Below are 25,355 nucleotides of genomic sequence, written 5' to 3'. Positions count from 1 at the left end.
GGGTAGGAGGGTAAGAGTTCAGGAGGTAGGGAGGAGGTTTAGGCTTGAAGTTGAAATTAACTCAACTCCTACCCTCACACCCTCTTACCCTCCTACCCTACTGAAGGGGTGTTTTGGGGTCGTAGGCGTCGCGCAGGCCATTGCCGAGCAGGTTAAAGCTAAGCACCAGCAGGCTAATAGCCGTGCCGGGCAGCAGCGTGAGCCACAAACCGGCCTGGGTGCCCAGTAGTTGGAAGCCTTCGTTGACCATCAGGCCCCACGAGGGGGCCGGCGGCTGCACGCCCAGCCCGAGGAAGCTCAGGCCGGCTTCGAGCAGGATGGCGGCGGCAAAGTTGGAGGTGGCAATGACAATGAGCGGGCCGAGCAGGTTGGGCAGCAAGTGACGGATCAGCAGGCGGCTCGTCGGCAGGCCTAGTACGCGGCCGGCCTCCACGAAGGTTTTCTCGCGCAGGCTCAGCATCTGCCCGCGCACCACCCGCGCCACATCCACCCACATGGTCAGGCCCACGGCTACGAAGCTGGTCCACACGCCTTTGGAGCCGAAGGCCAGCGAAATGGCAATGACCAGCATGATGCCCGGAATGCTCCACACCACCGTCATCACACCCAGCAGCAGCGAGTCGAGCCAGCCGCCGGTGTAGCCCGCCACCGCGCCCACCGTCACGCCGATGACCAGCGAGATGAGCACCGCCACCAGCCCGATGCCCAGCGAAATGCGCGTGCCCAGCAAGAGGCGGCTCAGCTCGTCGCGGCCGGCTTTGTCGGTGCCCAGCCAGTAGGTGCGCTGGCTGATATGCTCCTGCTCGATTTCGGCCCGCAGCGCGGCGGCCGGACCGGCGTGCCCGGTGATGCGGCTCAGCGCGTAGCGGCGCGCCGGCTCGGGCAATGTGCCTTTGGCCTGAAACGGCTGCGCCACCAGCGTATCACCCTGCACCTGCCAGCCGCCGATGGGCACTTCCTCGTAGCGCAGGGGCGCGCCGCCCAGCCAGCGCCCGCCGAGGCCGGGGGCCTCCCCGACCGAGTCGGTGAGGGGCAGGCGCAGCAGGGTGGCCCGGAAGCCGGGCGGCTGCTTCTGCAGCTGCACCAGGCTGTTGTTGGCGTCGGGCGAGGCGTCGGGCAGGACGAGGTAGCCCAGCAGCGCCACCAGGGTGCAGAGCAGAATAAACCCGGCGCCGGCCATGGCCGGGGCGTTGCGCAGCAGGCGCCGGCGCACGTAGTAGCCGGGCGTGCGCACCGGCGCGGCCGTCGGGGTCAGCACGGGAGCCGCCATCAGCGCGTGTTGTGCTGCAGCAGGCCTTCCTTGGAGGCCAGGAAAAAGCAATCCTGCCGCAGGGCGCCGAAGGACGTCGGCTCGTAGGCCAGCTCGGTGTCGGGGTCGGGCCAGTAGCAGCGAATCAGGCCCTGCTCCAGCAGGCCGCGCAGGCCCTGCTCCAGCTCGGCGGCGGGCAGCCTGGTGCGCTGCAGCAGGTCGGGAAAGGAAGCGACGAAGTACAGCTCGTCGAGGATATCGAATTCGGCGTCGGTCACGGCGGGAAGCTCAGCGGATGATGCGGCAAAGGTATCATTGGCCGGGCAGGAATGCGAAGTTCCGGTTTCGGACCCGAGGAGTCGGACTTAATTAGCAGCCACAGCCTGCGGGGCGTACATGGCTGGTCCAGCGGTACCCTGCTGACTGCGGACGTACGTGATGATTTGCCCGATTTCCTCGTCGCTGAGGGCGAAGCTGGGCATCTGCTGCTTCTGGTACTGGTTGAAGATTTTCACCGCGTACTCGTCGCCGCTGGCAATAACCTTACTGGAGTTTTTCACCCACTTGATAATCCAGGGCATGGGCCGGCGCTTGTCGAGGCCAGCCAGGGCCGGTCCGACGACCACGTCGTTGACGGCGTGGCACTGGGCGCAGTTGCTTTTAAACAGGGCGTCGCCGGCGGCCAGATCCGAGGGCGTTATACCCAGTTGGTTCAGTTGCAAAGAGTCCGGCTTCACCACTGGTTTGTCAATCACACCGCAGCCACCCGCTTCTGCTTGTTCTGGTTCAGTCGTCCACCTAGGCCCCGGCTCCAGGCCGGTAGCCGTCAGAAACAATACGACAAGGCTGCACACGAGCAGCGCAACGGCGGCTGGAAATACCAGCGTCAGGGCATTACGGGACATGGCAAACGGGGCTAATTCGGGCACATTGAAATCGGCCAAAAAGTAGCAGCGGCAGCGTTGGCCGCCAAGCTTTTTCGCGGATTTGTGCGCCGTTGCCCGGCAGGTTCAATAGCGCCCGGCCAATGCCGAACGCAGTCTTGGGTTGCTGGTTAAGCAGCCGGGCCGTTGCCGACCTGCCGCCCCTTCCACTGATACCCGCCGCGCAGCCCCAGCAGCCCCACGGCCAGCGCGTAGGGCGGATACAGCAGCTGCAGCAGCGGCACCAGCCACAGCCAGCGCCGCCGCCCGAGAAAGCCCAGCACCGGCGTCAGAAACAGCCCGTCGGCCCCGAGCTTGAGCGCCCAGCCGGCTACCACCCAAGGCCAGGCCACCGGCTGCCAGAGCAACAGCAGCGGCAGCAGGTACAAGCTCACATTGGCCCCCAGCACCAGCAACGCCAGCCCGCGCGAGGCCCCGCCCGGCTGGTAGTGCCGCCACTTGCTGGCCCAGCGCACCCGCTGCTGCAGCAGGGTGCCGAGGCTGGGCTGAGCGGCGGTGCGCACGGTAGCGGCGGGGTGCGGCACGAAGCGGATGCCCTGCGGGTGGCGGGCCGCCAGCTTGTGCAGCAGAAACTCGTCGTCGCCGCTGGGCAGGTGGTCGTTGCCGCGGAAGCCCCCGACCTCGGCAAAGGCGGCGCGGCGGTAGGCCAGGTTGGCCCCGTTGCACATGGTGGGCGCCCCGGCGGCAATGCTGGCGGCGCCGGTGCCCACCAGGGCAGTCAGCTCCAGGCCCTGCAAACCGGCCAGCAGCCCCGCGCCGGTCAGCAGCACCGGCCCGCTCACGAACTGCACCGCATCCTGCCCGAAATACGGGGCGTAGGCTTGCAGCCACCCCTCCGGCACCCGGCAGTCGGCATCGGTGCAGACCACCCAGGGCGCCCGGGCTACGGCTAGGGCGGCTTCCACGGCGGCTTTTTTGCCGGTGGGTCGGCCGGGCAGCTCGGCCAGGGAGAGTAGCCGAAGCGGGAAGCCGCGGCCAGCCGCGGCCTGACGCACTACCTCGGCCGTGCCGTCGGTGGAGTGGTCGTCGGCCACGATGACCTCGAACCGCGGGCCGCCCTCCCCTTGCCAGGTTTGCCGGCGCAGGTCGGCCAGTAGATCGGGCAAAGCGTGAGCCTCGTTGCGGGCCGCAATGATGACCGAAGCCTGCGGGCCAGCTGGCAAGGGTTGCCCCTTCTCATCAGCTGACGGATTGGTTGTATCGGGCTGGCCGAGGCGCAGCCAGGCCCGGCGGTAGCGCCAGAATTTCAATGCGTAGAGGGCAGGAGGCAAGCACAGCAGCAGCCCCAGCCAATGGCCCCCGCTCATGCGGCCGGCCCGGCGGGTGGGCGGCGGTGGCTGCGGCGCAACACCTTCAGGCGCAGCACGAACAGCAAGCCGGCGGCGCTGGGCAGGGCAATGTTGAGCACCCACAAGCTCAGGCTGGCCGACAGCACCGGCAGCACCGGCAGCCCCAGCAGCCCGAACAGGTGCGTGGCCGACAGCTCCCGCGCGCCCACGTCGGTGAGAGCGTTGAGCGAGGGTACCAGCGACTTCAGCAGGAAGGTGCCGGCAATGGCGGCCAGCGCAGCGCCCAGCGGCACCTTGGCTCCGTACGCCGCCAGCAGCAGCCCAAACTGGGCCGTGAACACGCCGTAGCGCAGGCCCGAGAGCAGCAGCACCTGATTTAGTACCGCGGTGGGGTAATGCGGCAGGTTGGCCGTGTAGCGCTGAAAGCGCCGCAGCGGCCGCCACTGCAGCACGGCCGTGAGCAGCAGGCGGCTGCGGTAGAGCGGCAGCAGCACCAGGGCGTTGCCGAGCACGGCCGTCAGGCCCAGGCCGGCGGCCACCAGCGGGTACTGCGGCCCCAGGTAGCGCAGCACGAAGTAGAGCACGCCCCCCGAGCCGGCCAGCAGGGTGATGACCAGCTGACAGTAGCGGCCCAGAAACACGGCGCCCAGGGCTTCGGGGCGGCGGTTTTTCAGTTCGAGCAAGCGGCCGGCGTAGTCGCCCACGCGGTTGGGCGTCACAAAGCCCAAGGTGAGGCCGGTGAGCACCGCCCGGAAGCTGCGTGCGAAGGACACCGGCTCCAGGTGCCGGGCCAGCCGCCACCACTTCCAGGCTTCGAGGGCCCAGTTGAGGGGCACCAGCAGCAGGGCCGCCAGCGCGGGCCCACGCTGGGCATCGGTGAGCAGGCCGCGCCAGGCGGCGGCCGTGGCCCGGTCGGCCACCACCGACTGCCACAGCAGCCACAGCGTGAGAGCCGTCACGGCCAGCTTGCCGGCCACCACCCAGGGGCGCAGGCGCTGCCGCCGGGCGCGGGCCGCGTGCCGGGGTTTCGTTGCGTAACTTTGGGGTACATGGCCGCTTTCCTCCCCTCCGCTCCCCTGCCCGACCTGCCCAAGATTATCATGGGCGTCGACCCCGGCACCCAGATTATGGGCTACGCCGTGATTGAGGTTACCGGGCAGCGCGTGCAGGTGCTGCGCTACGACGTCATCAATCTCAAGGCGTTTGGGTCCAATCACGCCGTAAAGCTAAAGAAGATCTTCGACCGCATGATCGAGCTGATCGAGGAGTTCCTGCCCGACGAGCTGGCCATCGAAGCGCCTTTTTACGGGGCCAACGTACAGAGTATGTTGAAGCTAGGCCGGGCGCAGGGCGTGGCCATTGCCGCCTGCCTTTCCCGCCAGATTCCCTACGTGGAGTACGCCCCCACCAAGGTCAAGCAGTCGGTGACGGGCTCGGGCGCGGCCAGCAAGGAGCAGGTGGCGGCCATGCTGCGCCAGACGCTGAACCTGCCCGCGGAGGACGCGCCGAAGTTCTTCGACGCCACCGACGCGCTGGCCGTGGCCATGTGCCACCACCACCAGAAGGGCAACAACGTGCAGGCCGGCGGCAAGAGCTGGGGCAAGTTCCTGGCCGACAACCCCGGCAAGCTGGCCGCGCCGGTGGCCGGCAAAAAAGCCGTGGCCGCCCGCAAGAAGCCGGCGGCCTAGCTTCTATTCTAGCCCAGCCCCAGCTCGTCGAGCAGCGCCCGCGCCCGCTCCGCGGCGGGCCCGCTGGCCGCCGGCTGCTGGGCCAGGCGGCGCAGTTCCCGCACGATTTCCTGGTCGGTGTGCGCGCGCAGCACCGGCCCGACGACGAGGCCCAGGAAAAAGTATTGCCAGCCGGCATCGGCGCCGCGCAGCACCCGGAGCACCGCCGGCCGGATGGCGGGAAAGTGCTGCGCCAGCACCTCGCCCACGCCCCGGGTTATGGCCGAGTTGCCGACCTGCGTCCAGGCCAGCAGGTCATCGAGCACGGCCAGCACCTGCTCCTCGCGGGCGCGGCGCAGGTTGTGCACGGCCTGGTAGTCGGTTTCGTCGACCGGCACGATGCGCCGGGGGTTCAGCGCCGCGGCTGATTCGCTCATAATATCCATTGATTGTGTGGGCTCAGAATTGGGTCGGGGCCACTGCTGCAACATGCGTTTCCCCGCGCCTCGTGCCCCAAAAGTCGCAATTGCCGGCGGATTGGCTGCGGCCCGGGGGGTACGCGGGCGGCGGAAGGCGGTTATTTCGGGTCGGAAGCGCCGGCTGGCTGCTCAGGCCCGGCCCCAGGCCACAACGAAGAAAACCGCCGTCAGGTACGTCCAGAGCAGGGCAAACCCCACGTGGACGGCGGTTTCGAAGCGCTGCCCCCGCCAGAGCGCCGGCGAATAGCCCACAAACTGCACCAGCAGGCGCGCCAGCCAGAACAGGCCCAGTCCCAGGCACACCTTGCGGCCCAGCGCGGTAGCCACCAGCTCCGGGGCGCACAGCAGGCACAGCAGGCCCATCAGCAGCACCGCCAGGGCAATGAACAGGGTGTGGATGTACATCATCTGCCGGTTGATGAGGCTTACCGCCCGCAGCTCGCCGGCCCAGTTGAAGTAGCGCGGAAAGCCCGCGTGGGCCACGGCTAGCAGCACCAGCACCAGGCCCAGCAGCTTAACCTGCAGAATCAGCATGGGTGAGAATGAAAACAGACACGAAGGGAGTGATTTTCTGCTCGCGCACCACGCGCAGGCCCGCCCGCCCAAACACGCGTCGCCAGGACCGCCCCGAGTAAAAATCAAACGCCCCGAAGCTGTAGGCCAGGAAGTTGGTCGCGTCGCGCAGGTGCTCCACCACCACAATGCGTCCGCCGGGCCGGGTGATGCGGCCGGCTTCGCGGAAGAAAGCGGTGCGCTCGGCCTCGTGGCGGATTTCGTGGGCGGCCAGCAGCAGCAGCACCAGGTCGGCGGCCTGGGCGGGCAGGGGCAGCTGGCTGGTGGGCACCGCCCGGGTGCCGGGAAAGGCCGGGCGGGCGCGGCGCGCCCGCCGAATGGCCGGCTCGGTGTGGGCGGCGGGGTCGTAGAAATCCAGCACCGTGAGCGAGGCCGGCCGCAGGTAGTGCTGCAGCAGGTGGCTGCTCTCGTCGAAGCCCGCGTGGACGTTGACCACGGCGGCCGGGCGCGGCGGGGCCACCCCGCGCAGCCAGTCCAGCCGGTACATCCCCGAGCCGTCGTACACGTAGGCCGACACGAGCAGCGAAGCCAGCGCGGCCCCGGCCACGCCCAGCGCAGCCAGCCGGAGCCACCAGGCCAGGGGCTGGTGCAGCCCGGCCCCCAGCAGCCATAGCAGCGCGCAGGCAGCTGCCGCCCCGGCGTAGAAGGGCCAGTTGAAGCGCACGATGTTCCAGGTGCCTTCCCAGGGGCTTCTTACCCGTTCCATTGCTCGGCGCGGCCTTTTTGCCAGTGGTAGGGAATATTTTCGGTGACGAAGGCGCTGGCCAGGGTGAGGGGCTCCGCGCTCAGCTGCGCCAGAAACGGCACCAGCGCCTCCACCACGCGCACCGGCCGGGGCACCCAGTCTTCGCGCCGGCCCTCCACGATGACCACCTGCCGCTCGGGGGCGTGGTAGGCAAACGTGAACGGCAGCGGCCCGGCGTAGCGGCGGGCCTGCGCCCAGCTGGCAAAGGGCGAGCCGGCCGGCAGCGGCGGCGCTTCGGCGTGGTCGACCACAATATCCAGCCCCGACCGAGTGGAGTGAATGCGCTGCCGGCTGCCCGTGGCGTGCTGCCGATATCCACCGTGACGTAGCCGTAGCTGGTCAGTGCGTTGCCCAGCAACGTCATGCGCCGGCGGTCCGTCTCGGAGCGCAGCACGTAGAGGCCGCGCAGCCGCCGGCCGGCCGCGGATGTGTAGCGCACCAGCAGCCGGTAGCCGATCAGGAAGAAATCCTGCCCCAGCCAGGCCGGCAGTCCGCGGGGGCGTAGCTGGCGCGTCTGCACCAGGGCCACCGCCACGAAGCCCTGCCCGTCGAGGGCATCGAGCGCGAGGCAGGGGGGCAGCAGCGGCTGCAGCGCGGCGGCGGGGGCGGCGTACGTCAGCACGGTGGTGCGGGCCAGCAGGGCCTCCACGGCGAAGGGGTGGTGGCGCAGCATCAGCGGCGGACGGCCCGGGGCGCGGGCCGCCGAAACTCGTAGTAGTACAGGGCCAGCACAAATAAGGCCGCAAACAGCAGATTCAGCCGGCCCCAGAGCAGCAGGTCGGGCGCCAGGATGTATTCCAGCAGGTTCATCAGCAGCACCAGGGCCATCTGCGTCAGCACGCACAGCCGCCGCCGGATGCCGCTGAGCACCCACACGGCCATGCCGATTTCGGCCAGCCCGATCAGGCGGGTGAGCGGCCCGGCGTAGTCAGCGCCCAGGATGCGGGCCACGATGTGCTGATGCCGGGGCACCAGCAGCAGCACCTTGCACAGCAGCCCGTTGACGAGCCACACGGCCGCCAGGGCGTAGGTCCGGGCGGCGGGCCACCGGCTGGTCGTTGATTCCGCCCCCCGGCTCACCACTCGATTTCGCCCTTCAGGTACGTCACCGCCGCGCCGCTCATCAGCACCCGCTCGCCGCGCAGCTCGCACCACAGCTCCCCGCCGCGGGCCGATACCTGCCGGGCGCGCAGCTCGGTTTTGCCCAGGCGCTCGGCCCAGTACGGCACCAGCTGGGTGTGGGCCGAGCCGGTGACGGGGTCTTCGGGCACGCCCACGCGAGGGCCGAAAAAGCGCGACACAAAGTCGATTTCGCCGCTGCCGGGCGCCGTGGCAATGATGCCGCGGTACTCCACCTTGGCCAGGTGCAGCATGTGGGGGCGCAGGGCGCGCACCTCGGCTTCGGTGTCGAACACGGCAATCAGGTCAGGGCCAGCGAGGATGCGCAGGGGCGTGGCCCGCAGCCCGTCGATGAGGCCGTCGGGGTGCGGGCCGAGGGGCCGGGGCGGCTGGGCCGGAAAGTCGAGGGTGAGGCGGCCGGTGTGCGCCTGCTGGCGCACGTGCAAGGGGCCGCTCTGGGAGTGAAACGTCAGCTCGGCGGCGGGGGCGCCGAGGTGGCGAAACAGCACGTGGGCCGTGGCCAGGGTGGCGTGGCCGCACAGGGCTACCTCCACGGCGGGCGTAAACCAGCGCAGCTCGTACTCGGCCGCGGTGCCGGCGCGGGGCACAAAAAACGCCGTTTCGGCCAGGTTGTTTTCGGCCGCAATGGCCTGCATGGTGTCGGCCGGCAGCCACTCGGTAAGGGGGCACACGGCGGCGGGGTTGCCGGCGAAGACGTGGTCGGTAAAGGCGTCGACCTGGTAGAGCGGAAGCATCATGGCGAAGCGAGGGAGAGGAAGCGTGCGGGTATCGGGGCGGGCGAAGCTACCACATCCGGCCGCGGCCGGCGGCGCGGCCGGGACGAAATGGGTTGCGCGAAAAATACCGGAATCGGAAAAATACAAATCCGGCAACTATCCCGCATATTGCCCCGGCTATCATTCGCCGGTATTTTGCTCGTTTTCCCCTCTCATTCAGCGCACCGCACCGGTCCATCAGGCCCGCTGCCCTGCTTTTGCCGCGGGCCCGGCCGGCCAGTACCGGCCCGGGCCAATTCGCCCTGAAAAGCCCCTGCCCCACCGGCCCACCCGGGCCGCGCCGGTGGTTGACAACTTTTTTTTCGGCGGGTTCCAACCCGCCCCGGCTACGCGGGGTCATGCCCGCTGAAACCCCACTGCTACGGTTCGCCCGCGGCCAGGTTTCGTCCCGCGTATCCAGCGCCTCTTTAAGGCGAGTTGTTAATTTTTTTGCATCCGCTTACCCCTTTCCCAACCACACGTTCTATGAAACACCTTTTACCCAAAGCGGCCCTGACCCTGCTCTCCCTGCTGGGCCTGGGCAGCTACGAAGCCCGCGCCTCGCACGCGCAGGGCGGCGACCTGCGCTACGAGTACATCGGCAACCAGTACAACCCCGTGCGGCCGAACCTCTACAAGGTGACCTGCCGCTTTTTCCGCGACTGCAGCGGCATCGACGCGCCGACTTCGCTTACGCTGAATGCCCGCGTGGGCACGCCCGTCACCTCGTGCAACAGCAACGACTCGCGCAATACCTCGGCAACGCTGACGCGGCAGGGCCTGCCCGTCTATGGCAATCAGTACTGCGCCACCACCACCGGCGTCTGCTCCGCCTCGGGGCCCGATAACTACGAGGAAAACCTCTACGTGGGCACCGTTACGCTGGCCACGGCTCCCACGTGGACGATGAGCGTGGTGGAAAACGCCCGCCCGACCCTGGCCAACATCGGCGGCAACACCAACATCGTGTTCGAGGCCGTGTTCAACAACCAGATCCAGGCCGGCGGCCAAGTCACCACGATTACGAATAGCTCCCCGAACTTTGGCGCCCTGCCGGCCGCCTTCGTGGGCTGGCAGCAGGCCATTTCGCTGAACCTGGGCGCCTTCGACGCCGACGGCGACTCGCTGGCCTACTCGCTGGTGAGCCCGCTGACCGACTGCAACACGCCCAGCGTGTACCCGGCCGCGCCCATTGGCGGCAACTACTCCATCGGCACGGGCTGCACGGCCGCCATGCCGGCCACCATGTTGTCGGCCACGTATCCGCTGCCCTCGGCCCAGCTGACGGGCGCCTGCCCGGTGCGCACCGCCACGCCCTACTTCCTGCTCGACGCGGCCAACGGCACGCTGCGCTTTACCCCCATTGCCTACACGGCCGGCTCGGCCTCCAGCCAGGGCCTGAACAAATACGCCCTGTCGGTGAAGGTGGACGAGTACCGCCGCCTCAACGGTGCGTTCCAGCACATCGGCAGCACCCGCCGCGAAATTTTCGTGAACGTGTACGACTGCGGGCAAAACCAGATGCCGCGCTTCGCCAGCACCATGCAGGTGTACGGCATGACGGGCGCGGTGGCCCTGGCCACGCCGATTCCGGTGCGCGCCGGCGCTGCCACCTCCCTGGTGCTGACGGCCACCGACGCCAACGCAGGCCAGCGCGTGCTCTTCACGGCCAACCACATGAGCGTGCCCGGGGTGTCCATCACCCAAACCGGCGCAACCACGCTGGCGGTGGAGTTTTCCCCGCCCGCCACGCTGCCCACGGGCACCTATTACGTGACGGTACGGGCCGACGACGACAACTGCCCGGTGCGCGGGTTTGAGATGCAGACCCTGGCTTTCCGCGTGACCAACACCACGCTCAGCAGCCACGGCCCGGCCAAACAGGTGGTCAGCTCGGCCTTTCCGAACCCCTTTGCCGAGCAGGTAAGCTTCTCCCTGGCCCGCCCGACGGCCGCCGCCAGCGCGGTGGAAGTGGTCGACCAGCTCGGCCGCGTGGTGGAGCGCCTGCCCGTGCCCGCCGGCGCCGGCCCGGAGGCGTCGCTGACCTGGCGCCCGGCCCCCGGCCTGCCCGCCGGCGTCTACCTGGCCCGCTTTCCCCAAGGACAACAGACGGTGCGCCTGATGCACCTGACCCGCTAATCATTATCCTACCATCCGCTTCGTTTAATCGCTCGTGCGCTGTTTCCCGCGGAGGGTGGCCGGTTTTGCGCCGGCTGCCCCCCGACGGGCCAAGCCAGCAGTCTTCCCGCTATTTCGCCTGATTCCGTGACGTAACCATTGCTCACCACACGCTCTTTACCGGCCGCCGCGCCGCCGCTCTCCCCCCTTGGCCCGACAACCGGGCTGCGCACCGGGCCCCGGCCCACGTCTGCAAGGGCTGCGGCCCGCACACCGGCCCTCCTTAACGCATTGACACCAGTTCGCCTGACCCTTTTTTTGGCTTTATACTTACCTTACGCCCATCTGCTTACCCCAGACTTAGCCACGCCGGAACGCTGATATGCGGAATTTTGTGAGCCGCGTTCCAACCCCCGCTACCGCTTCCGGGTCATCTCTTGACACGGGCCCCGAACTCTTAGCTGCCCGGCTCGGCGGCTCCGTACCGGAGCGGACCGCCCCGCTCCGCGTTGCTATGCCCCCAGTGTCCATTGACGAGCTTGTGGAACAGTGCCGCCAGGGCCGCTCGGCGGCTCAGCAGGCGCTGTATGAGCGGCTGGGCGGCCGGCTGTTTGGCGTGTGCCTGCGCTACTGCCCCAACCGGGAAGAGGCTGAGGAAGTGCTGCAGAACGTCTTTGTTAAAATTTTCACCCGAATTCACCAGTTTACCGGGCAAGGCCCCTTTGAGGCCTGGGCTCGGCGCATCGCCGTCAACACGGCGTTGCACGCGTGGCGGCAGCGCCAGGCGCCGGGCCTGCACGTGTCGTGGGACGAAGCCCCGGCCGTGGCCGAAACCAACGGCGACGCGCTCGACCACCTCTCCATGACGGAATTGCTGGCGCTGGTGGGCACCCTGCCCGAAGGCTGCCGCGTGGTGCTGAATCTATTCGCGGTGGAGGGCTATGCCCACGCCGAAATAGCCGAAATGCTGGGCATTTCGGAAGGCACCAGCAAATCCCAACTTTCACGGGCCCGCAAGCTGCTGGAAGCACGCCTAGCGGCCCGTCAACGCTTTCAATGCTCATGAGCGCGCCCGAAACCGATCCGTTCTACGACGCCCTGCGTAATCGGCTGCACGATTACGAGGAGCCACTCCCGGCCGGGGGGTGGGCCGGTATTGCGCCGAAGCTGCCGCCCGCACCGCCCCGCGTTCCGTGGTGGCGCCGCGCCCCGCGCCACCGCTTGCTGCTGCTGGCGTTGCTGCTACTGATTCCCGCGGCGGTGCTTCTACGCTGGCAGGCCCGGCGCGGCACCGTGAATTCGGGGGCCACCCCTCCTGCCCTTTCCGCCGCATCCCCCGGCCGGGCCGCCGCACCGGGTCGCTCGTCAGACCACCCGGCGGTGGCCGGCGACTCGCATGCACCGTCGGCCGCCTCCGGCGCAGCCGCGGCGGGCTCAGCCGCGCCGGAGGCGGCCGCGGCTTCCACTGCTTCCTCCACTGCGGGGCCGGCGGCTGCTCGCACGGCCGGCGCGGGTGCCACCCGTCGGCTTACCACGACCCCAACGCCCCCCCGCCAGACTACGGGCCTCAGCCCCAGCCGGCGCCCCAAACCCGGGCGACTGGCCGGCGCGGCACCGGAGGGCGCGACGACGGATAGCACCGGCTACAGCGCCGCGGAAGCGGCCGCGCGGCCTCGGCGAGCGGCTTCGGCTCGTCGCCGGTCGTCGCGCAGCCAGCTCATCGTAGCGGCAGCCAGCCGGCGCCGCCGGCTGCCCCACCGCCTCCAGAACGCCCCGCCCACCGATGCGCCGAACGCGGCCGCCGATGCCTCGACCAGGAGTACCGCTACGGGCGCTTCGGCGCGGTCGGGCGCAGCGCCAGAACCGGCGCCGACGGCTGCACAGTCCTCGACTCAGCCGGCCGCGCAGCCGCCGGCTTCGGCCGCCGAGCCGCTTGCGGCAGCGCACACGCCGGCGGGGCAGCCCCCGGCCGCGCCGGGCACGCTGGCTCCGACCGGGCATGAAGCGCCATCAATTGCTTTAGGCGCGGTAGTCCCGGGCAACCCGAACTCAACCAAACCGAACCCTACGCAACCCGCAGCTGCGAAGGCCGCGTCGGCCAGCCGGCCGACGGCTGCGGCGGCGGGCGTTGCGCCTGAAACGGCAGCTGACCGTACGCCGGACCAACTGCGCCGCCGCGAAGACGAGTCGCAGCTGGGCGGACTGACGGCGCAGCTGCTACTGGCCCCCGCCGCCCCGCTGCCCACGCCCCTGCCGCCGCCCGCCGGCCCGCGCGACTCGTTGCGCCGGCTGCGGCCGGCGCGCCTGAGCCTGGGCCTGCTGCTGGGCACTGCCGTGGCCCCGCGCCGGGCCGACAGCCTCTCGGCCCGGGTGCCCCTGCGCCGCCTGCCCGGCGCTTCGGCCGAGCTGACGGCCCGCTACCGCTTCAGCCGGGCCCTGGCAGTGCGGGGTGGGCTGGGCTACGCGCTGAGCCGCCAGGAAGCCACCGTAGCGGTGGAAAAGCGCCAGTCGTACTGGGGCAGCAGCACGCAGCTCGTCATTCGCAACAACCCCGGCGGCCCCGATACGCTGCGCCTGGTCAGCTACGGCCTTATCGATTCGGTGCTAAGCCGCCAGCGCCAGCGCTACCGGCTGGCGCAGCAGTACCTGACGCTGCCCCTGGCCGTGGAGTGGCACCCGCGCACGCCCTTTATTCGCTGGCAGCCGGTGCTGGGCCTGGGCGCCACGGCCAGCTGGCTGCTTAGCGGCGACTACCTCACCCAGATCGACGACTGCCACTGCCAGGAGCAATCCCAGCGCCGCGCGGGCGCCGGGCCGTTTGCGCCGGTGAGCCTGGCCCTGACGGCCAGCCTGGGCCTGGATTACGCCCTGGGTCTGCGCTCCACCCTGCTGCTTCGCCCCGCCGCCACTTACTCCCCGACGGCGGGCACCCGCAGCGGCGGGCGCGGCACCTGGTCGGCGGGGCTGCAGGTGGGCTGGCTGTTCGACGCTCACCGTCCCTGATTTTTGGCTGTTCTCACGCGCATTGCTATGAAATACTCCCTCCTGACTCCGTGGCTGCTGGGCGCCGCCCTGCTCACGGGCTGCGACCAGGCCGACGAAGGGCTACTCGTGTGCGAGCCGGTGGCGCCGGGCGTGGCGTCGGTGGCGGCCTTTCACCGGCTGTTCGGCGCCCCGGTGCAGCTGGCCGAGGTCAACAGCGGGCAGACGCAGACCGTGTACCTGCTCGACGGCTCGACCGTGGTGGTGCCGGCCGGGTCCTTTATGCTGGCGTCGGGCGCGCCGGTGGGGGGCACGGTGGAGCTGCGCGTGCAGCTGCTGAACACCACCCAGCAGATGGTGCTCAGCGCATTGCCCAGCTCGGCGTTCTGGCGGCCCCTGGAGGCCGGCGGCCACTTTCGCATCACGGCCCGGCAGGGCGCCAACGCGCTGCGCCTGCGCCCCGGCCGCTTCCTGACGATGAACATGGTGGCGCCCGTCAACTCCTCCCCGACCGATCAGTCGTCGTGGACGGGCATCGTGGCGGGCGGCGGGGGCCTCACCACCACCTGGGCCCAGGACACGGTGCAGGTGCGCCCCGGCACCAACGGCAGCGGCGCCCGCACCTTTCAGACGCGGGCCTGGACCGACACGCTGGGCTGGTTCAGCGTGGGGCGCCTGTGGACGAGCAGCCCCGCCGACACCACCCTGCTGCGCGCCAACGTGGACGGCGACGCCTCGACGCGGGTGTACCTGCTGCCCACGCAGCGCAGCGGGGCCTTCCAGATGAAGTGGAACTCCCAGACCCGCCTGATGGAATTGTACGGCATTGCCCCCAACACCCCGCTCAGGGTGGTGGCCCTGCGCAGCCAGTCGGGGCAGCTGCTGCTGAGCACGCAGCAGGTCACGGTGCGGCGGGGGCTGGTGCTGCGGCCCGCCTTCGAGGCCGTCACGCCCGAGCAGGCTGCTGCCCTTATCCGCCAGCCCTAAGCTTTTACTTACCCTATCCGACTCGCCGTATTTCGAGATGATTGTGCTTATTGGGAAAGGCCGTCCGAGCTTCGGGCGGCCTTTTTGGTTGGCAGCATTTCTCGGCAGCATCAAATAGCCGCGGCAGCCGGACGCTAGGTTCTGCCGCCAATTCGACGCTCAGCGCAGGACCGGCCCGTTCACTGCCGGGCCGGCGCCCCGGAAGCAGGCCCTGACCGGGCGCGGCCAGCGCCTTGGGGCGGCGGGTTGCTGGGCGCGGCCCGGCGGCCCTCAGAGCAGCTCGCCGCCGATAACGACCTGCGCCACCGGGTTTTCGCCCAGCCAGTAGGGCAATTCGCGGTAGTCGGGCACGTGGAGCACCAGCAGGTCGGCGCGCTTGCCGGGCTCTAGGGAGCCGCAGCTGGCCTGCTGCCCGATGGCCCAGGCAGCGTTGAGCGTCACGGCGGCCAGGGCCTCGCGCGGGGTCAGGCCCATCTTGAGACAGGCCACCTGCAGGGCCAGCCAGAGGTTTTTGCTCGGGCAGGAGCCGGGGTTGAAGTCGGTGCTCAGCGCCACGGGCAGGCCTGCCTCAATGAACTGCCGGCCGGGGGCGTACTTTTCCTGGCGCAGGTACAGCGGCACCAGCGGCAAGAGCACCGCCACGGTGCGGCCCTGGCCCGCGGCAGCCACTTCGGCGGCCCCGGCGGGCGTGAGGTAGTCGCAGTGGTCCACGCTGACGGCGCCCAGCCCGGCGGCCATCTGGCAGCCGCCCAGCTCGTGCAGCTGCTCGGCGTGGATTTTCAGCCCGAAGCCCAGCTCCCGGGCCCGCTGCAGGTAGCGCCGCGAGTCCGCCACCGAAAAAGCGCCTTCCTCGCAGAAAATATCCACGAAAGGCACCGCGGCGGGGTCGAGCTGGGGCAACACGTCGGCAGCCAGCATGTCTAGGTACTCGGCGGGGCGCCCCTTGTACTCGGGGCCGGGCACGTGGGCGCCAAGGAAGGTGGGCACCACGCGCACGGGCTGGCGACGACCGGCCTCCTGGGCCACGTGCACGAGGCGCAGCTCGGTTTCGGCGTCGAGGCCGTAGCCGCTCTTGGCTTCGAGGGTGGTGATGCCGTAGCGGCGGAAGCCTTCCAGGTGGTGCAGGGCGCTCTGCAGCAGCTCCTCATCGGTGGCGGCGCGGGTTTTGCGCACGGTGCTCAGGATACCCCCGCCCGAGGCCAGGATGTCGAGGTAAGACTCGCCCTGCAGCTTGCGCTGAAACTCGTCGGCGCGGTTGCCACCGAACACCAGGTGGGTGTGGCACTCCACCAGCCCCGGCATCAGCACCCGGCCCGAGACGTCCACGATGCGCGTTTCGGGCCCGATGCGGCCCGCGTCCAGCTCACCCATGGGCCCCACGGCGGCAATGGTGTCGCCCAGGCAGGCCACGTAGCCGTGCTCGATGATGCGCCATTCGCTGAGGTCGGCGCCGGTCAGGGGCTTATCGGAGGGGCCACCGGCCAGGGTGAGCACCTGGGCGGCATGGCAGAAAAGCAGGGAGTACGGCTGGGGCATAGCGGCGCGAGCTGGTGAGAAACCAAAAGTACGCGGCCGGCTGCTTTTGCTCCCAGGCACCGGCCGCCCCTGCGCGGGCCGGGTCAGGGCACGGCCGGTTCAGCGTACCGCTCCGGCCCGAGCGGCCTGCCCCAGTTCCCGAATCATGCGCTGCTTCCGCACCGGGCCGAGCTGGAGTTTTGCCCAACTCATCAGCAAGGCGTCGTAGCCGCCCGAGGCCTGCTTTTCGGCTTCCGTCAGGGGTACCAGCTGCAGCACGGGAGTGGCGCCCTCGGAGGTCCAAGGCAGGATATGATGCTTGAAAACGCGGCTTTTGGTTTCAATCACCGTACCGCTGCTGCCCGATAGAAAGGCAATGCGCTTGTGGGCAAAAGTGAAGTTCTGGCGCTTGTCGCGCAGCAGGGAGTCCAGAAAACGGGCTTCCGGCATCGTCAGCAGCGGGTTGTCATCAGTGCCCAACAAGGGCTGGGGCTGCGCCATGCCAACCAGCGGCAGCAGACAAAATGCAAGTAGCAAACGCATAGCCCTGTTCCTAGTATAGTCTTCGGCCGACCGTTCCGTCTGCTGATCTAACGCCCCCCGCAGCTTCTTATTGCCCAGTGTCGGCTACTCTTTCTGCCCAATCCGCTCCTTGCCCACGGCCGAAATAGCGCCGCCGCGGGTCATTTTCTTGATGTACTCCACCCGCCGGAAGCGCAGCGCCGACCAATCCTCATCGATGGCGACCTGGCTGACGGGCTCGAAGCCGGCGGCGCCCAGGGCGGCCCAGCCGGTGTCGCGGTTGAACTCGCAGCGGTACTTTTTGGAAGTGCCCTTGGGGTAGGCCACCCACACGGCCACGTCGCCGGGGGCGTGCCCGAGCTGGGCGGCCAGCGCCTCCACTTCCGGCAGCCGGGTGGCAAAGGCCAGCACGGTGGTGAAGGGCACGGTGGGGGCCAGCACGGCTTCCACGGTGGCCCGCTCCCAAAGGTCGGCCAGGGCGGGCTGCAGCTCGGCGGGCAGGCCCAGCAGGCCCACCACGGCCCCGGGCTTGATCTGGAGTTTGTCGACGGCGGATTTCATGGCGGCAACTTAACAGATTCTACGCTTCGTCGGCGGGGCGCAGCCAGGGCCGGAGCAGGGCGGCGTAGTCGGCCCCGAGGGGCAGCTGGTAATCGACGTGCAGGGCGCGGCGCGTCACCTGCACCGGCTGCTGCCGGATGGGGTCGAAGGCGTCCTTGAGCCGCGAGGCCCAGTACACGCCCACGCCGCGCTTCTGCCAGGCGGGCAGCTCGTTGTAGTTGACCCCGTGCTGAAACAGCAGCTCGTTCTTGGCCCCCACACCCAGGCCCTTGACCCGGGCCGTGGCCTGGGCCACGTCGTGGCCCAGGCCGCGCAGCAGCCAGTAGCAGTGCGCGTTCAGGGAGTTGCGGTGGGCGTCTTCCTGCCGCCAGCGGAAGTAGTCGACCACGTCGGCGGGGCGCGGCAGCTGCGAGATGCGGCAGTCGAAGCAGGCTACGGCGCCGAGCTGCTGGGTGAACCGGGCCGAGGCCTCGCCCGCCAGCACCGAAATCAGCTTGCGCAGCTTCCGCCCGAAGGTGTCCTCGGCCGGGTCGAGCAGCAGGGAAATTTCGTCGCTCTGCGTAAAGCCGTAGCTGACGCGGAAGCCGCACTGCATCAGGTGCTCCACGGTCCGCACCATCATATCCCGAAACCGCTCGTCGAACGGGGCTTCAAAGCGGTGGATTTCCTTGGTGAGCCGGGTGAAGCCGCGCCCGTCGAGGCGGGCCACCAGGTAGAGGCCGGGCAGGGCGCAATGGTCGTGGGCGGTTTCAAAGACGCGCAGGCGGGCGTCGAGGTCGTCGAACTTCATGGGGCCGCAGATGGGCTGTGAGGGGGAAGGATAACTATGATTTGTTCGGGCAGCAGAGCAGGCGGCAGAAAACCGGCCGGCGGCCCAGGCTCCGACGGCCCAAGAACGTCAGGTCGAGCTTGTCGAGACATCTCGCGTGCTGATGCGGGATAGTACACTCCTCGTTCGACGAAAGGAATACTATCGAGCGAGATGTCTCGACAAGCTCGAAATGATGGGCGGCATAAGCTTCCGGTCGTCATACAGACGCGGGCGGGTCGGTTTGCCAGGGCTCCACAGCGAAGCCGCCTTCGGGCCGGATGCGCACGTAGTAGAGCTGGTCGAAGCCCTCGGCCCAGGTGGGCAGCTGCAGCCGCCCCGCGGTGCCGAACAGGCCCGCGTCGGGCACCTGCTCGGCGGCGGGGCGCTGCCGGTTGCGCAGCTGCGCCGCCCGCGGCACCGACTGAAAGTAGTAGCCCACGATTTCGTAGCCCGCCGCTTTGGCCGGGCCGATGTAGCGGGCCCGCTCGGCGGCCGTGGGGTTGGTGTTGTCGACCACGAAGCGGGCCTGGGTGTCGAGGCAGAGCTGCAGCAGGCGGGCTTCGCGGTGGCGGGTGCGGAGCAGGTCCAGGCTCAGGCGCAGGTGGGAGTTGAAAAACCGCTCCTTGTAGAAGGTAGACTTGCCGGTGGCCTGAATGCCGCAAAAGATGATGGCCTGCATGGGCGCAGTTTAGCAAACAATAGCCTTACCGGCGCTGTCACGCCGCGCCTCACATCATCATGTCGTTGCACCCGCCGCCGCGAATCCGCAGCTTGCCGCCCCATTGCTCCGCCTATGCAACCAAGCTTACCCCACCTGCTCCTGGCCGCCCTGCTGCCGCTGGCCGCTTCCGCCCAATCCCCGAAACCGACCCCGCCCCCGCCGGCCGTGCAGGCCATTGCGGCCGCCGAGCGCGCCTTTGCCGCGCTGGCCCTGCGGGAGGGCACCAAGGCCGCGTTCCTGGCTTACATGGCCGATTCGGCGGTGGTGTTCAGCCAGGCCGAGCCGGCGCTGGCCCGCAGCGTGTGGAGCGGCCGCCCCGCCGCCACGCCCTCCGACCCGAGCCTGCGCTGGGGTCCGGCCACGGTGGGCGCGGCGGCCTCCGGCGAGCTGGGCTACAGCACCGGCCCCTGGTACCTGCAGCAGCCCGATGGGCAGCGCGTGGCCTACGGGCAGTTTTTCACCATCTGGGCCCGGCAGCCCAACGGGCAGTACCGCTGGCTGCTCGATAACGGCATCAGCCACCCCACCCCCGGCGGCAGCCCCGAGCCGCCGGCCACCCTCCGCTACCCGGCCGCCGGCCAGCCGCCCCGGCGCGGCAGCGCCGAGGCGCTGCGCACCGCCACTCAGCTTGATGAGCAGCTGTCGGCGGCCACGGCGGCGCAGGGGCTGGCCCCCGCCTACGCCGCCCGGCTGCACCCGCAGGCCCGCCTGCTGCGCGAAGAAACCCTGCCGCTGACCACGCCGGCCGCCATCCGGCAGCAGCTCGGCCGGGAGGCACCGCGGCAGCTGCGGCCCGCGGGCGGCCGCGTAGCCCGTTCCGGCGAACTGGCTTACACCTATGGCACTTACCTGAACAGCGGCGCCGGGCAGCCCGGCCGCGGCAGCTACGTGCACCTTTGGCAACACGGCCCTCAGGGCTGGCAACTGCTGGCGGAAGTCTTTAACCCGGCGCCGCAGTAGCGCCCGTTGCCGGCGCTACTGCGGCAGCAGCGGCGGACGCTGGGCCTGTTGCTCATCGAGGCGGGCGGCTACGGCCCGGGCATCGGCTACCACTGCGGGCGGGTAGCCGGCCAGGGCCAGCACCCGCATGGCGTTGCGGGTAGTGAGCGGGCCGGGCTTGAGCACGAAGTCGAACACGAGGTCGTGGGCGGCCACGGTTTCGGTGAAGTGCTAAAGGTCGTAGCGGCCGTGCAGCAGCGGGGTCAGCTCCCCGTCGTGGGTGGCGGCCAGCACGGTGGCGTGGCGGGCCAGGTGCTGCAGCACGGCCTGGGCCACGGCAATGCGCTCCACGGTATTGGTGCCCTTGAACAGCTCGTCGAGGATGAACAGCTGCCCGGGCGCGTCGGCGGCCTGCACCAGTTGGCGCACGGCCTCCACTTCCTGGTAGTAGTAGCTTTTGCCCTCGGTAAGGCTATCGCCCACGGCAATGCTGCTGCGCACCCGCAACAGGGGGGCGCGGTAGGCGCGGGCCAGGCAGCAGCCCACGGCCTGGGCCAGCACCACGTTGACGCCCACGGTGCGCATGAAGGTGGTTTTGCCCGACATATTGGAGCCGGTAAGCAGCACGCTGCGCCCGTCCACCGCGAGGCTGTTGGGCACGCAGGCGGGCACCAGCGGGTGGTACACGTCGGCCAGGGCCAGCTGCTGGGGCGCGGCCGTGAAGTCGGGGGCGCAGTGAAAGGGCACGCTCCGCTGCCACGAGGCCACGGCCAGGGCGCTGTCGACGTAGCCCAGCGCCTCGTACGTGCGCCGCAGCGGCGTCTGCCGGGCCCGCAGCACCACCACGTTGCGCCGAAACAGCACTAGATCGAGCAGGAAGGTGATTTTCAGGTACTGCCCCAGCAACCACAGCGGCATCAGCAGCTCCACGGTGGGCACCTGGCTGCACTGCGCCACGAAGCCCAGCCGCCCCACCAGCGGGCGGAGCGCGGCCAGATCGGAGCGCAGCCCCTCGGCCGCCAGCCCGGGCAGCGGCACCTCGGCCAGCGCCCGGCCGGCCCGGTACAGGTTGCCGAGCTGCTCCAACGACTTCAACTGGGCATTGATGGTGCACTGGCCGCGGTAGTGCAGCAGCAGGTTGAGGAGAAACACCAGCCCCACCCCGAACAGAAACGCCGGCTCGAAGGCGCTGGCCAGCAGCAGCCCGGCCGAAGCCAGGGCCAGCCAGGGCGCGGCCCGCGTCCAGCCCGGCACGACGGGCGGCTCGGGCCCGAAGAGGTCGGCGAGGTGGTACGCGTCGTAGTGCTGCAAGGGGCGCAGGGCCAGCTGGGCGGCCTCCCGCGGCCCGGCATCGGCGGCCACGGCCGCCACGGTGGCCCGGAAATCGGCAACTTCAGCGGCCTGCTGCCGGGGGGTGCGCAGCCGGTGGTAGAGGTACTGCTGGCCCACGCGGCTCTGGCAGTGGTCGAGGGCGGTGAAGACCTCGTCCAGGTTCAGGTCCTGCCAGGTGGCCTCGTCGAGCGGCGCGGTGGCGCCGGCTTCGGCGGCCGCAATGCGGTGGTGGCGGGCAATGAGGGTAAAGTTGCGGTGCCCGGCTTTGGGCTGGCCCCAGGCAGTGCGCAGGGCGGCCCGGGCGGAAGGCTGACGACCAAAAAGCATAGCGGCGGTAAAAATCAGCCCGGCGCGGCCACCCAGTGGCCAACGGCGGGGCCGCCAAGGTACGCCGCACGGGCCGGAGCCCGGCCGCCCGGCCCGTGCGGCGCAACATTCCGGGCCGCGGCCGGGTAGGCAGTAACGGGCGGCCTGTCGTTCCGCCGTCCTTCGTCTATGCCCCTCCTCGATGCCCCGCTGATCCTGACCCTGCAGCTCGACGCCGAAGCCCAGGCGTTTTTCGACGCGCTGCGCCGGCAGTACTTTCCGCCCGAGCGCAACTTTCTGGCCGCCCACCTCACGCTGTTTCACCACCTGCCGGGGCCCGAGCTGGCCAATATCGAAGCTTACCTGGCCGTGCGCTGCCGGGCGCAGCCGCCCATCGAGCTGCACGTCAGCGGGGTGCAGTCGTTGGGGCGCGGCGTGGCCTACACCCTCTTCAGCCCCGCTACCGAGGCCCTGCACCGCGAGCTGCAGACGCACTGGCAGGCCCACCTCACGCCCCAGGACCAGCAGCGCCGCCGCCCGCACGTGACGGTGCAGAACAAGGTGACGCCCGATGCGGCCCGCCACCTGCTGGCCGAGCTGACGGCCGCCTTCCGGCCCTTCGTGGCCACCGGCACCGGCCTGCAGCTGTGGGCTTACCGCGGCGGCCCCTGGGAGCTGCTGCGCACCTTCCCGTTCGGCGAAAACGCGTAGCCCAGGCGGCCCATCGGGGCGGCCGGCCATTCGCGGCAGCCGCGTACTTTCGCCCCGTTGCACCGGGCTCTGGCCGTCCTACGGCTGCTCGGTTTACTCACTACCTCGTACCCGCTACCCCCATGAAAGCCCTCCTGCTGATTGATATTCAGAACGATTTCGTGCCGGGCGGCGCGCTGGCCGTGCCCGGCGGCGCCGACATCATCCCGCTCGTCAACCGCCTGCAGCCCCACTTCGACCTGGTGGTGGCTACTCAGGACTGGCACCCGGCCGGGCACCTGAGCTTTGCCAGCAGCCACCCCGGCCAGCAGCAGTATGACCGTATCGAGCTCTACGGCCTGGCCCAGGTGCTCTGGCCCGACCACTGCGTGCAGGGCACCGCGGGCGCCGAGCTGCATCCCGCCCTCGACCAGCACCGCATCGAGGCCATCTTCCGCAAGGGCATGGCCCGCGAAATCGACAGCTACAGCGGCTTCTTCGACAACGGGCACCGCCGCAGCACCGGCCTGGCCGCCTACCTGCGCGGCCGCGACGTGACCGAAGTGTACCTGGCCGGCCTGGCCGCCGATTACTGCGTGTTTTACTCCGCCAAGGACGCCCGCGGCCAGGGCTTCAGCACGTTCGTCATCGAAGACGCGACCCGCGCCATTTCGCCCGAGGGCTTCGAGCAGGCCAGGGCGGAGCTGCACCAGCTGGGCGGCCGCGTGGTGCACAGCCGGGAGTTGCTGGGCTGAGCGCACAGCAGCAGTGTAACCTGCCCGCCACGTCCTATCGGGCGAAGCCGCGGCAGCTGGTAGGCAGTAAAATCCTCTTCATTGAGGTCAATACCCCACATCAGCTCGCGAGTTGCCCGGACTGGACCACGGCCGTAATGAACGCCATTGCCACCTGGCTACTACCCACATCAGCCCGCGAGCCGCCTGGCTACGTTTACCTTCGGTTTGCTGCGCGCTGCACGGCGTTCCGATGGGTACTCACCCCCGGGCCGTGGCTACTTCCTTGGTCCACGGCTGGCCCGTGCTGTAGGTGGCCTTCAGCCCGATGAGGCGCGCCAGCGGCCGCAGCAGCCCGAACACCGTGCGCTGCACCCAGCGCGGCGGCCGGGCCAGGCGAAATTCCTGGTCGTAGGCGGGCAGCAGCACCGAGGCCTGCAGCAGCCCGGGGGCGCCGTCGGCCTTGACCAGCCCGGCCTGGGCCAGCGAAAACACGGTTTCCAGCAGGTCCTCGGTGCGCAGGGCGGGGCGGGTGGTCCAGCGGGCGGTGGCGCGCTCGGCGGCCTCGTTCCACATCGAATGCACCTGCCCGGGCCGGATGCGCAGCTGCTCGCCGGCCCCGAGCCGGCGCAGCTCCCCGTCGAGGCGCACCGTGAGCTGGCCCTGCAGCACCTCGAACAGCTCTTCCTGCGCGGGGTGGTAATGGGCCGCCGGCTCGCTGCCGTGCCCGCGCCAGCTGGATTGCAGCACCAGCGCGGCGCCGCTGGTTTGCCGGGCCGTGGTCAGAACGTGCAGGCTCTGCCCCGTAAAGGGGTTTTCGATAGTTTGTCCCTGGTACGCCATCGGGCAAAAAGGAAGAGGGCCGCGCCGGCACGCAGCCCCGGGCAGCCAAACGAAACATGAGCGGTAGCGCCGGCGCGGCCGGGTGGCCTCGGCGCGGTTCGGCACAAAGGTAGAACGCCCTGCTAGTCTACTGATTCACATGATGATGTGAGGCGCCACCCGCCCGCTTGGCCTGCCGCCAACGCCGGGCGCCGGACCGGCAGCGCATAACCTTTGCCGGGGGCCGGGGGTAGACGCAGCTGGCACCAGCGGCGGTGCCGCCTCGCTCCCTTACCCGCCTATGTCGTCCTCAGACCTCGGCCTGAACCTGCCCTACCACCTTTCGCTGTTCCTCGATACCGCCCTCGTGGTGCTCGGCGGGCTCGGCCTGGGCCTGCTGCTGAAGTGGCTGCTGTTCGGGCTGTTGCGCGTTTACAACCGCCGCTCCGACGCGCCGCTGCTTACGCAGTCGGTGGCGCGCTGGCTGGGGCGACCCAGCGCGTGGTTTCTGCCGGTGCTGGCGCTGTCGTTTCTGCTGCCGCTGGCCCCGCTCGGCCCCAAGCCCTTCGAGGTGCTGCGGCGCACGGTGGAGGCCCTGCTGATCAGCACTTTCGCCTGGGGCCTGGTGCGCACCGTGAACGTGGTGGAAGACCTGGTGCAGCAGCACTACCGTCTGGGCGACGGCGACAACCTACGGGTGCGCAAGCTCTTCACCCAGCTGCAGTTCGTGCGCAAGCTGGTGGTGTCGCTTATCGTTTTCCTGGCCGTGGCGCTGATTCTGATGAGCTTCGCCACGGTGCGCAAAATCGGCACCGGGCTGCTCACGTCGGCGGGCATTGCGTCGGTTATCGTGGGCTTTGCGGCCCAGCGCAGCATCAGCAACCTGCTGGCCGGCTTCCAGATTGCCTTCACCCAGCCCATCCGCCTCGACGACGTGCTGGTGGTGGAGGGCGAGTGGGGCCGCGTCGAGGAAATTACCTTCACCTACGTGGTGCTGCGCATCTGGGACGAGCGGCGGTTGGTGCTGCCGCTCAACTACTTTATCGAGAAGCCTTTCCAGAACTGGACGCGCACCACCGCGCAGCTGCTCGGCACCGTGTTCATCTACGCCGACTACACCCTGCCCATCGACGCGGTGCGGCAGGAGCTGCAGCGCATCGTGGCCGACCACGCGCTCTGGGACAAGCGCGTGTGCGTGCTGCAGGTCACCGATTCCAAGGAGCGCACCCTGGAGCTGCGCGCCCTGGTCAGCGCCGCCAGCTCCAGCCAGGCCTTCGACCTGCGCTGCGACGTGCGCGAACGGCTCGTGGGCTTTATTCAGCAGCACTACCCCGAGTGCCTGCCCCGCACGCGCACCAGCGTGGACGCCCCCGCGGCGCCCAGCTTCGTCGTGGGCAGCGGCGCGGAGTGAGCTGGCGTTGTTTGTGTTCGTAGCAACGAGGTAGAGACGCACCCTTGCGTCTCCTCGCGTCAG

Annotated in this window: 28 protein-coding genes and 1 pseudogene; 9 read left to right on the top strand and 20 right to left on the bottom strand. The window is 69.5% G+C overall.

The features are described 5' to 3' along the window. Positions 1-97: 97 nt before the first annotated feature. The 5 genes from DLM85_RS01035 to DLM85_RS01015 form a co-directional block, all read right to left on the bottom strand. On the bottom strand, positions 98-1,270 hold the full coding sequence (locus DLM85_RS01035) for an ABC transporter permease (RefSeq protein WP_111476216.1): 1,173 nt from the start codon (positions 1,268-1,270) through the stop codon (positions 98-100). Beyond that, a complete protein-coding gene (locus tag DLM85_RS01030) occupies positions 1,270-1,527 on the bottom strand; it encodes a hypothetical protein (protein WP_111476215.1) in 258 nt (85 codons plus the stop codon). Before DLM85_RS01030 ends, DLM85_RS01035 begins: the two co-directional genes overlap by 1 nt. 87 nt (positions 1,528-1,614) lie before the next feature. After that, positions 1,615-1,971, bottom strand: a complete 357-nt coding sequence (locus DLM85_RS01025; RefSeq protein WP_243635835.1) for a c-type cytochrome — start codon at positions 1,969-1,971, stop codon at positions 1,615-1,617. Between the two features lie 332 nt (positions 1,972-2,303). Then, positions 2,304-3,443: a glycosyltransferase gene (locus DLM85_RS01020; RefSeq protein WP_165821959.1), complete on the bottom strand. Its 1,140-nt coding sequence runs from the start codon at positions 3,441-3,443 to the stop codon at positions 2,304-2,306. A gap of 53 nt (positions 3,444-3,496) precedes the next feature. After that, complete coding sequence (locus tag DLM85_RS01015; protein ID WP_165821958.1) at positions 3,497-4,459, bottom strand: lysylphosphatidylglycerol synthase domain-containing protein; 963 nt, start codon at positions 4,457-4,459, stop codon at positions 3,497-3,499. Positions 4,460-4,531: 72 nt separating this feature from the next. Here DLM85_RS01015 and ruvC point away from each other — a divergent pair, with 72 nt between their 5' ends. Next, positions 4,532-5,170: a crossover junction endodeoxyribonuclease RuvC gene (gene ruvC, locus DLM85_RS01010; RefSeq protein WP_111477461.1), complete on the top strand. Its 639-nt coding sequence runs from the start codon at positions 4,532-4,534 to the stop codon at positions 5,168-5,170. 8 nt (positions 5,171-5,178) lie between these two features. Here ruvC and DLM85_RS01005 read toward each other — a convergent pair whose 3' ends face one another. The 7 genes and pseudogenes from DLM85_RS01005 to DLM85_RS00980 form a co-directional block, all read right to left on the bottom strand. Then, positions 5,179-5,586, bottom strand: coding sequence for a DUF5071 domain-containing protein (locus DLM85_RS01005; RefSeq protein ID WP_165821957.1), 408 nt, complete (start codon positions 5,584-5,586; stop codon positions 5,179-5,181). A gap of 171 nt (positions 5,587-5,757) precedes the next feature. Beyond that, the gene (locus DLM85_RS01000; RefSeq protein ID WP_243635834.1) at positions 5,758-6,162 is read right to left on the bottom strand and encodes a hypothetical protein; all 405 of its coding nucleotides are present in this window, start codon (positions 6,160-6,162) and stop codon (positions 5,758-5,760) included. Beyond that, the gene (locus DLM85_RS00995; protein WP_111476210.1) at positions 6,143-6,907 is read right to left on the bottom strand and encodes a methyltransferase domain-containing protein; all 765 of its coding nucleotides are present in this window, start codon (positions 6,905-6,907) and stop codon (positions 6,143-6,145) included. The genes DLM85_RS01000 and DLM85_RS00995 overlap by 20 nt, the downstream gene beginning before the upstream one ends. After that, positions 6,895-7,197: a hypothetical protein gene (locus DLM85_RS25865; RefSeq protein WP_243635898.1), complete on the bottom strand. Its 303-nt coding sequence runs from the start codon at positions 7,195-7,197 to the stop codon at positions 6,895-6,897. Before DLM85_RS25865 ends, DLM85_RS00995 begins: the two co-directional genes overlap by 13 nt. A gap of 110 nt (positions 7,198-7,307) precedes the next feature. Beyond that, positions 7,308-7,619: pseudogene (locus DLM85_RS25860) on the bottom strand (DUF2071 domain-containing protein); the annotation flags it as partial. Continuing rightward, positions 7,619-7,960, bottom strand: a complete 342-nt coding sequence (locus DLM85_RS00985) for a DoxX-like family protein (protein WP_243635833.1) — start codon at positions 7,958-7,960, stop codon at positions 7,619-7,621. The gene DLM85_RS00985 and the pseudogene DLM85_RS25860, both read right to left, overlap by 1 nt. Before the next feature lie 62 nt (positions 7,961-8,022). After that, entirely contained in the window at positions 8,023-8,823 is an 801-nt protein-coding gene (locus tag DLM85_RS00980; RefSeq protein ID WP_111476209.1) for a PhzF family phenazine biosynthesis protein, read from the bottom strand. A gap of 504 nt (positions 8,824-9,327) precedes the next feature. Here DLM85_RS00980 and DLM85_RS00975 point away from each other — a divergent pair. The 4 genes from DLM85_RS00975 to DLM85_RS00960 all read left to right on the top strand — a co-directional run bounded on the left by DLM85_RS00975 (position 9,328) and on the right by DLM85_RS00960 (position 14,928). Beyond that, positions 9,328-10,980, top strand: a complete 1,653-nt coding sequence (locus DLM85_RS00975) for a hypothetical protein (RefSeq protein WP_111476208.1) — start codon at positions 9,328-9,330, stop codon at positions 10,978-10,980. A gap of 493 nt (positions 10,981-11,473) precedes the next feature. Beyond that, a complete protein-coding gene (locus tag DLM85_RS00970) occupies positions 11,474-12,025 on the top strand; it encodes an RNA polymerase sigma factor (RefSeq protein WP_111476207.1) in 552 nt (183 codons plus the stop codon). Positions 12,026-13,239: 1,214 nt separating this feature from the next. Beyond that, positions 13,240-13,962 (top strand): hypothetical protein, encoded by a 723-nt coding sequence (locus tag DLM85_RS00965; RefSeq protein ID WP_111476206.1) that lies wholly within the window; start codon positions 13,240-13,242, stop codon positions 13,960-13,962. A gap of 27 nt (positions 13,963-13,989) precedes the next feature. Beyond that, entirely contained in the window at positions 13,990-14,928 is a 939-nt protein-coding gene (locus DLM85_RS00960; RefSeq protein WP_111476205.1) for a hypothetical protein, read from the top strand. Between the two features lie 270 nt (positions 14,929-15,198). Here the strand turns inward: DLM85_RS00960 and hutI are convergent, their stop codons facing one another. From hutI to DLM85_RS00935, 5 genes are all read right to left on the bottom strand, one after another. Further along, positions 15,199-16,464: an imidazolonepropionase gene (gene hutI / locus DLM85_RS00955; protein ID WP_111476204.1), complete on the bottom strand. Its 1,266-nt coding sequence runs from the start codon at positions 16,462-16,464 to the stop codon at positions 15,199-15,201. Between the two features lie 99 nt (positions 16,465-16,563). Beyond that, positions 16,564-16,986: a DUF8192 domain-containing protein gene (locus tag DLM85_RS00950; protein WP_133256822.1), complete on the bottom strand. Its 423-nt coding sequence runs from the start codon at positions 16,984-16,986 to the stop codon at positions 16,564-16,566. Positions 16,987-17,070: 84 nt separating this feature from the next. Then, positions 17,071-17,526: a hypothetical protein gene (locus DLM85_RS25855; RefSeq protein WP_243635832.1), complete on the bottom strand. Its 456-nt coding sequence runs from the start codon at positions 17,524-17,526 to the stop codon at positions 17,071-17,073. 19 nt (positions 17,527-17,545) lie between these two features. Beyond that, positions 17,546-18,316, bottom strand: a complete 771-nt coding sequence (locus tag DLM85_RS00940; protein ID WP_111476202.1) for a tRNA(His) guanylyltransferase Thg1 family protein — start codon at positions 18,314-18,316, stop codon at positions 17,546-17,548. Positions 18,317-18,554: 238 nt separating this feature from the next. Then, positions 18,555-19,016, bottom strand: coding sequence for an AAA family ATPase (locus DLM85_RS00935; RefSeq protein ID WP_111476201.1), 462 nt, complete (start codon positions 19,014-19,016; stop codon positions 18,555-18,557). A 114-nt stretch (positions 19,017-19,130) separates the two neighbouring features. On the opposite strand from DLM85_RS00935, the gene DLM85_RS00930 reads away from it, so the two are divergent. Next, complete coding sequence (locus DLM85_RS00930) at positions 19,131-20,018, top strand: Cif family virulence factor (RefSeq protein WP_111476200.1); 888 nt, start codon at positions 19,131-19,133, stop codon at positions 20,016-20,018. Between the two features lie 15 nt (positions 20,019-20,033). On the opposite strand, the gene DLM85_RS00925 is transcribed toward DLM85_RS00930, so the two are convergent. Together DLM85_RS00925 and DLM85_RS00920 are read right to left on the bottom strand one after the other, a co-directional pair. Then, entirely contained in the window at positions 20,034-20,213 is a 180-nt protein-coding gene (locus DLM85_RS00925; protein WP_111476199.1) for a hypothetical protein, read from the bottom strand. 15 nt (positions 20,214-20,228) lie between these two features. Further along, positions 20,229-21,656 carry a MutS-related protein gene (locus DLM85_RS00920; RefSeq protein ID WP_111476198.1) on the bottom strand — a complete coding sequence of 476 codons (1,428 nt, stop codon included), beginning with the start codon at positions 21,654-21,656 and terminating at the stop codon, positions 20,229-20,231. 168 nt (positions 21,657-21,824) lie between these two features. Between DLM85_RS00920 and DLM85_RS00915 the strand changes: the two genes are divergently transcribed. Both DLM85_RS00915 and pncA read left to right on the top strand, forming a co-directional pair. Continuing rightward, positions 21,825-22,346: a 2'-5' RNA ligase family protein gene (locus DLM85_RS00915; RefSeq protein ID WP_111476197.1), complete on the top strand. Its 522-nt coding sequence runs from the start codon at positions 21,825-21,827 to the stop codon at positions 22,344-22,346. A gap of 122 nt (positions 22,347-22,468) precedes the next feature. Beyond that, positions 22,469-23,080 carry a bifunctional nicotinamidase/pyrazinamidase gene (gene pncA / locus DLM85_RS00910; protein ID WP_111476196.1) on the top strand — a complete coding sequence of 204 codons (612 nt, stop codon included), beginning with the start codon at positions 22,469-22,471 and terminating at the stop codon, positions 23,078-23,080. A 240-nt stretch (positions 23,081-23,320) separates the two neighbouring features. Here pncA and DLM85_RS00905 read toward each other — a convergent pair whose 3' ends face one another. Beyond that, positions 23,321-23,902, bottom strand: a complete 582-nt coding sequence (locus tag DLM85_RS00905) for a cupin domain-containing protein (protein WP_111476195.1) — start codon at positions 23,900-23,902, stop codon at positions 23,321-23,323. A 280-nt stretch (positions 23,903-24,182) separates the two neighbouring features. Here DLM85_RS00905 and DLM85_RS00900 point away from each other — a divergent pair, with 280 nt between their 5' ends. Continuing rightward, the gene (locus DLM85_RS00900) at positions 24,183-25,292 is read left to right on the top strand and encodes a mechanosensitive ion channel family protein (protein WP_111476194.1); all 1,110 of its coding nucleotides are present in this window, start codon (positions 24,183-24,185) and stop codon (positions 25,290-25,292) included. The last annotated feature ends 63 nt before the right edge of the window (positions 25,293-25,355 follow it).

The organism is Hymenobacter edaphi (assembly GCF_003258365.1).
Taxonomy (GTDB): Bacteria; Bacteroidota; Bacteroidia; order Cytophagales; family Hymenobacteraceae; genus Solirubrum; species Solirubrum edaphi.
Note: the sequence above shows the minus strand (reverse complement) of the source record. Positions and strands in the feature narration are given on the sequence as shown.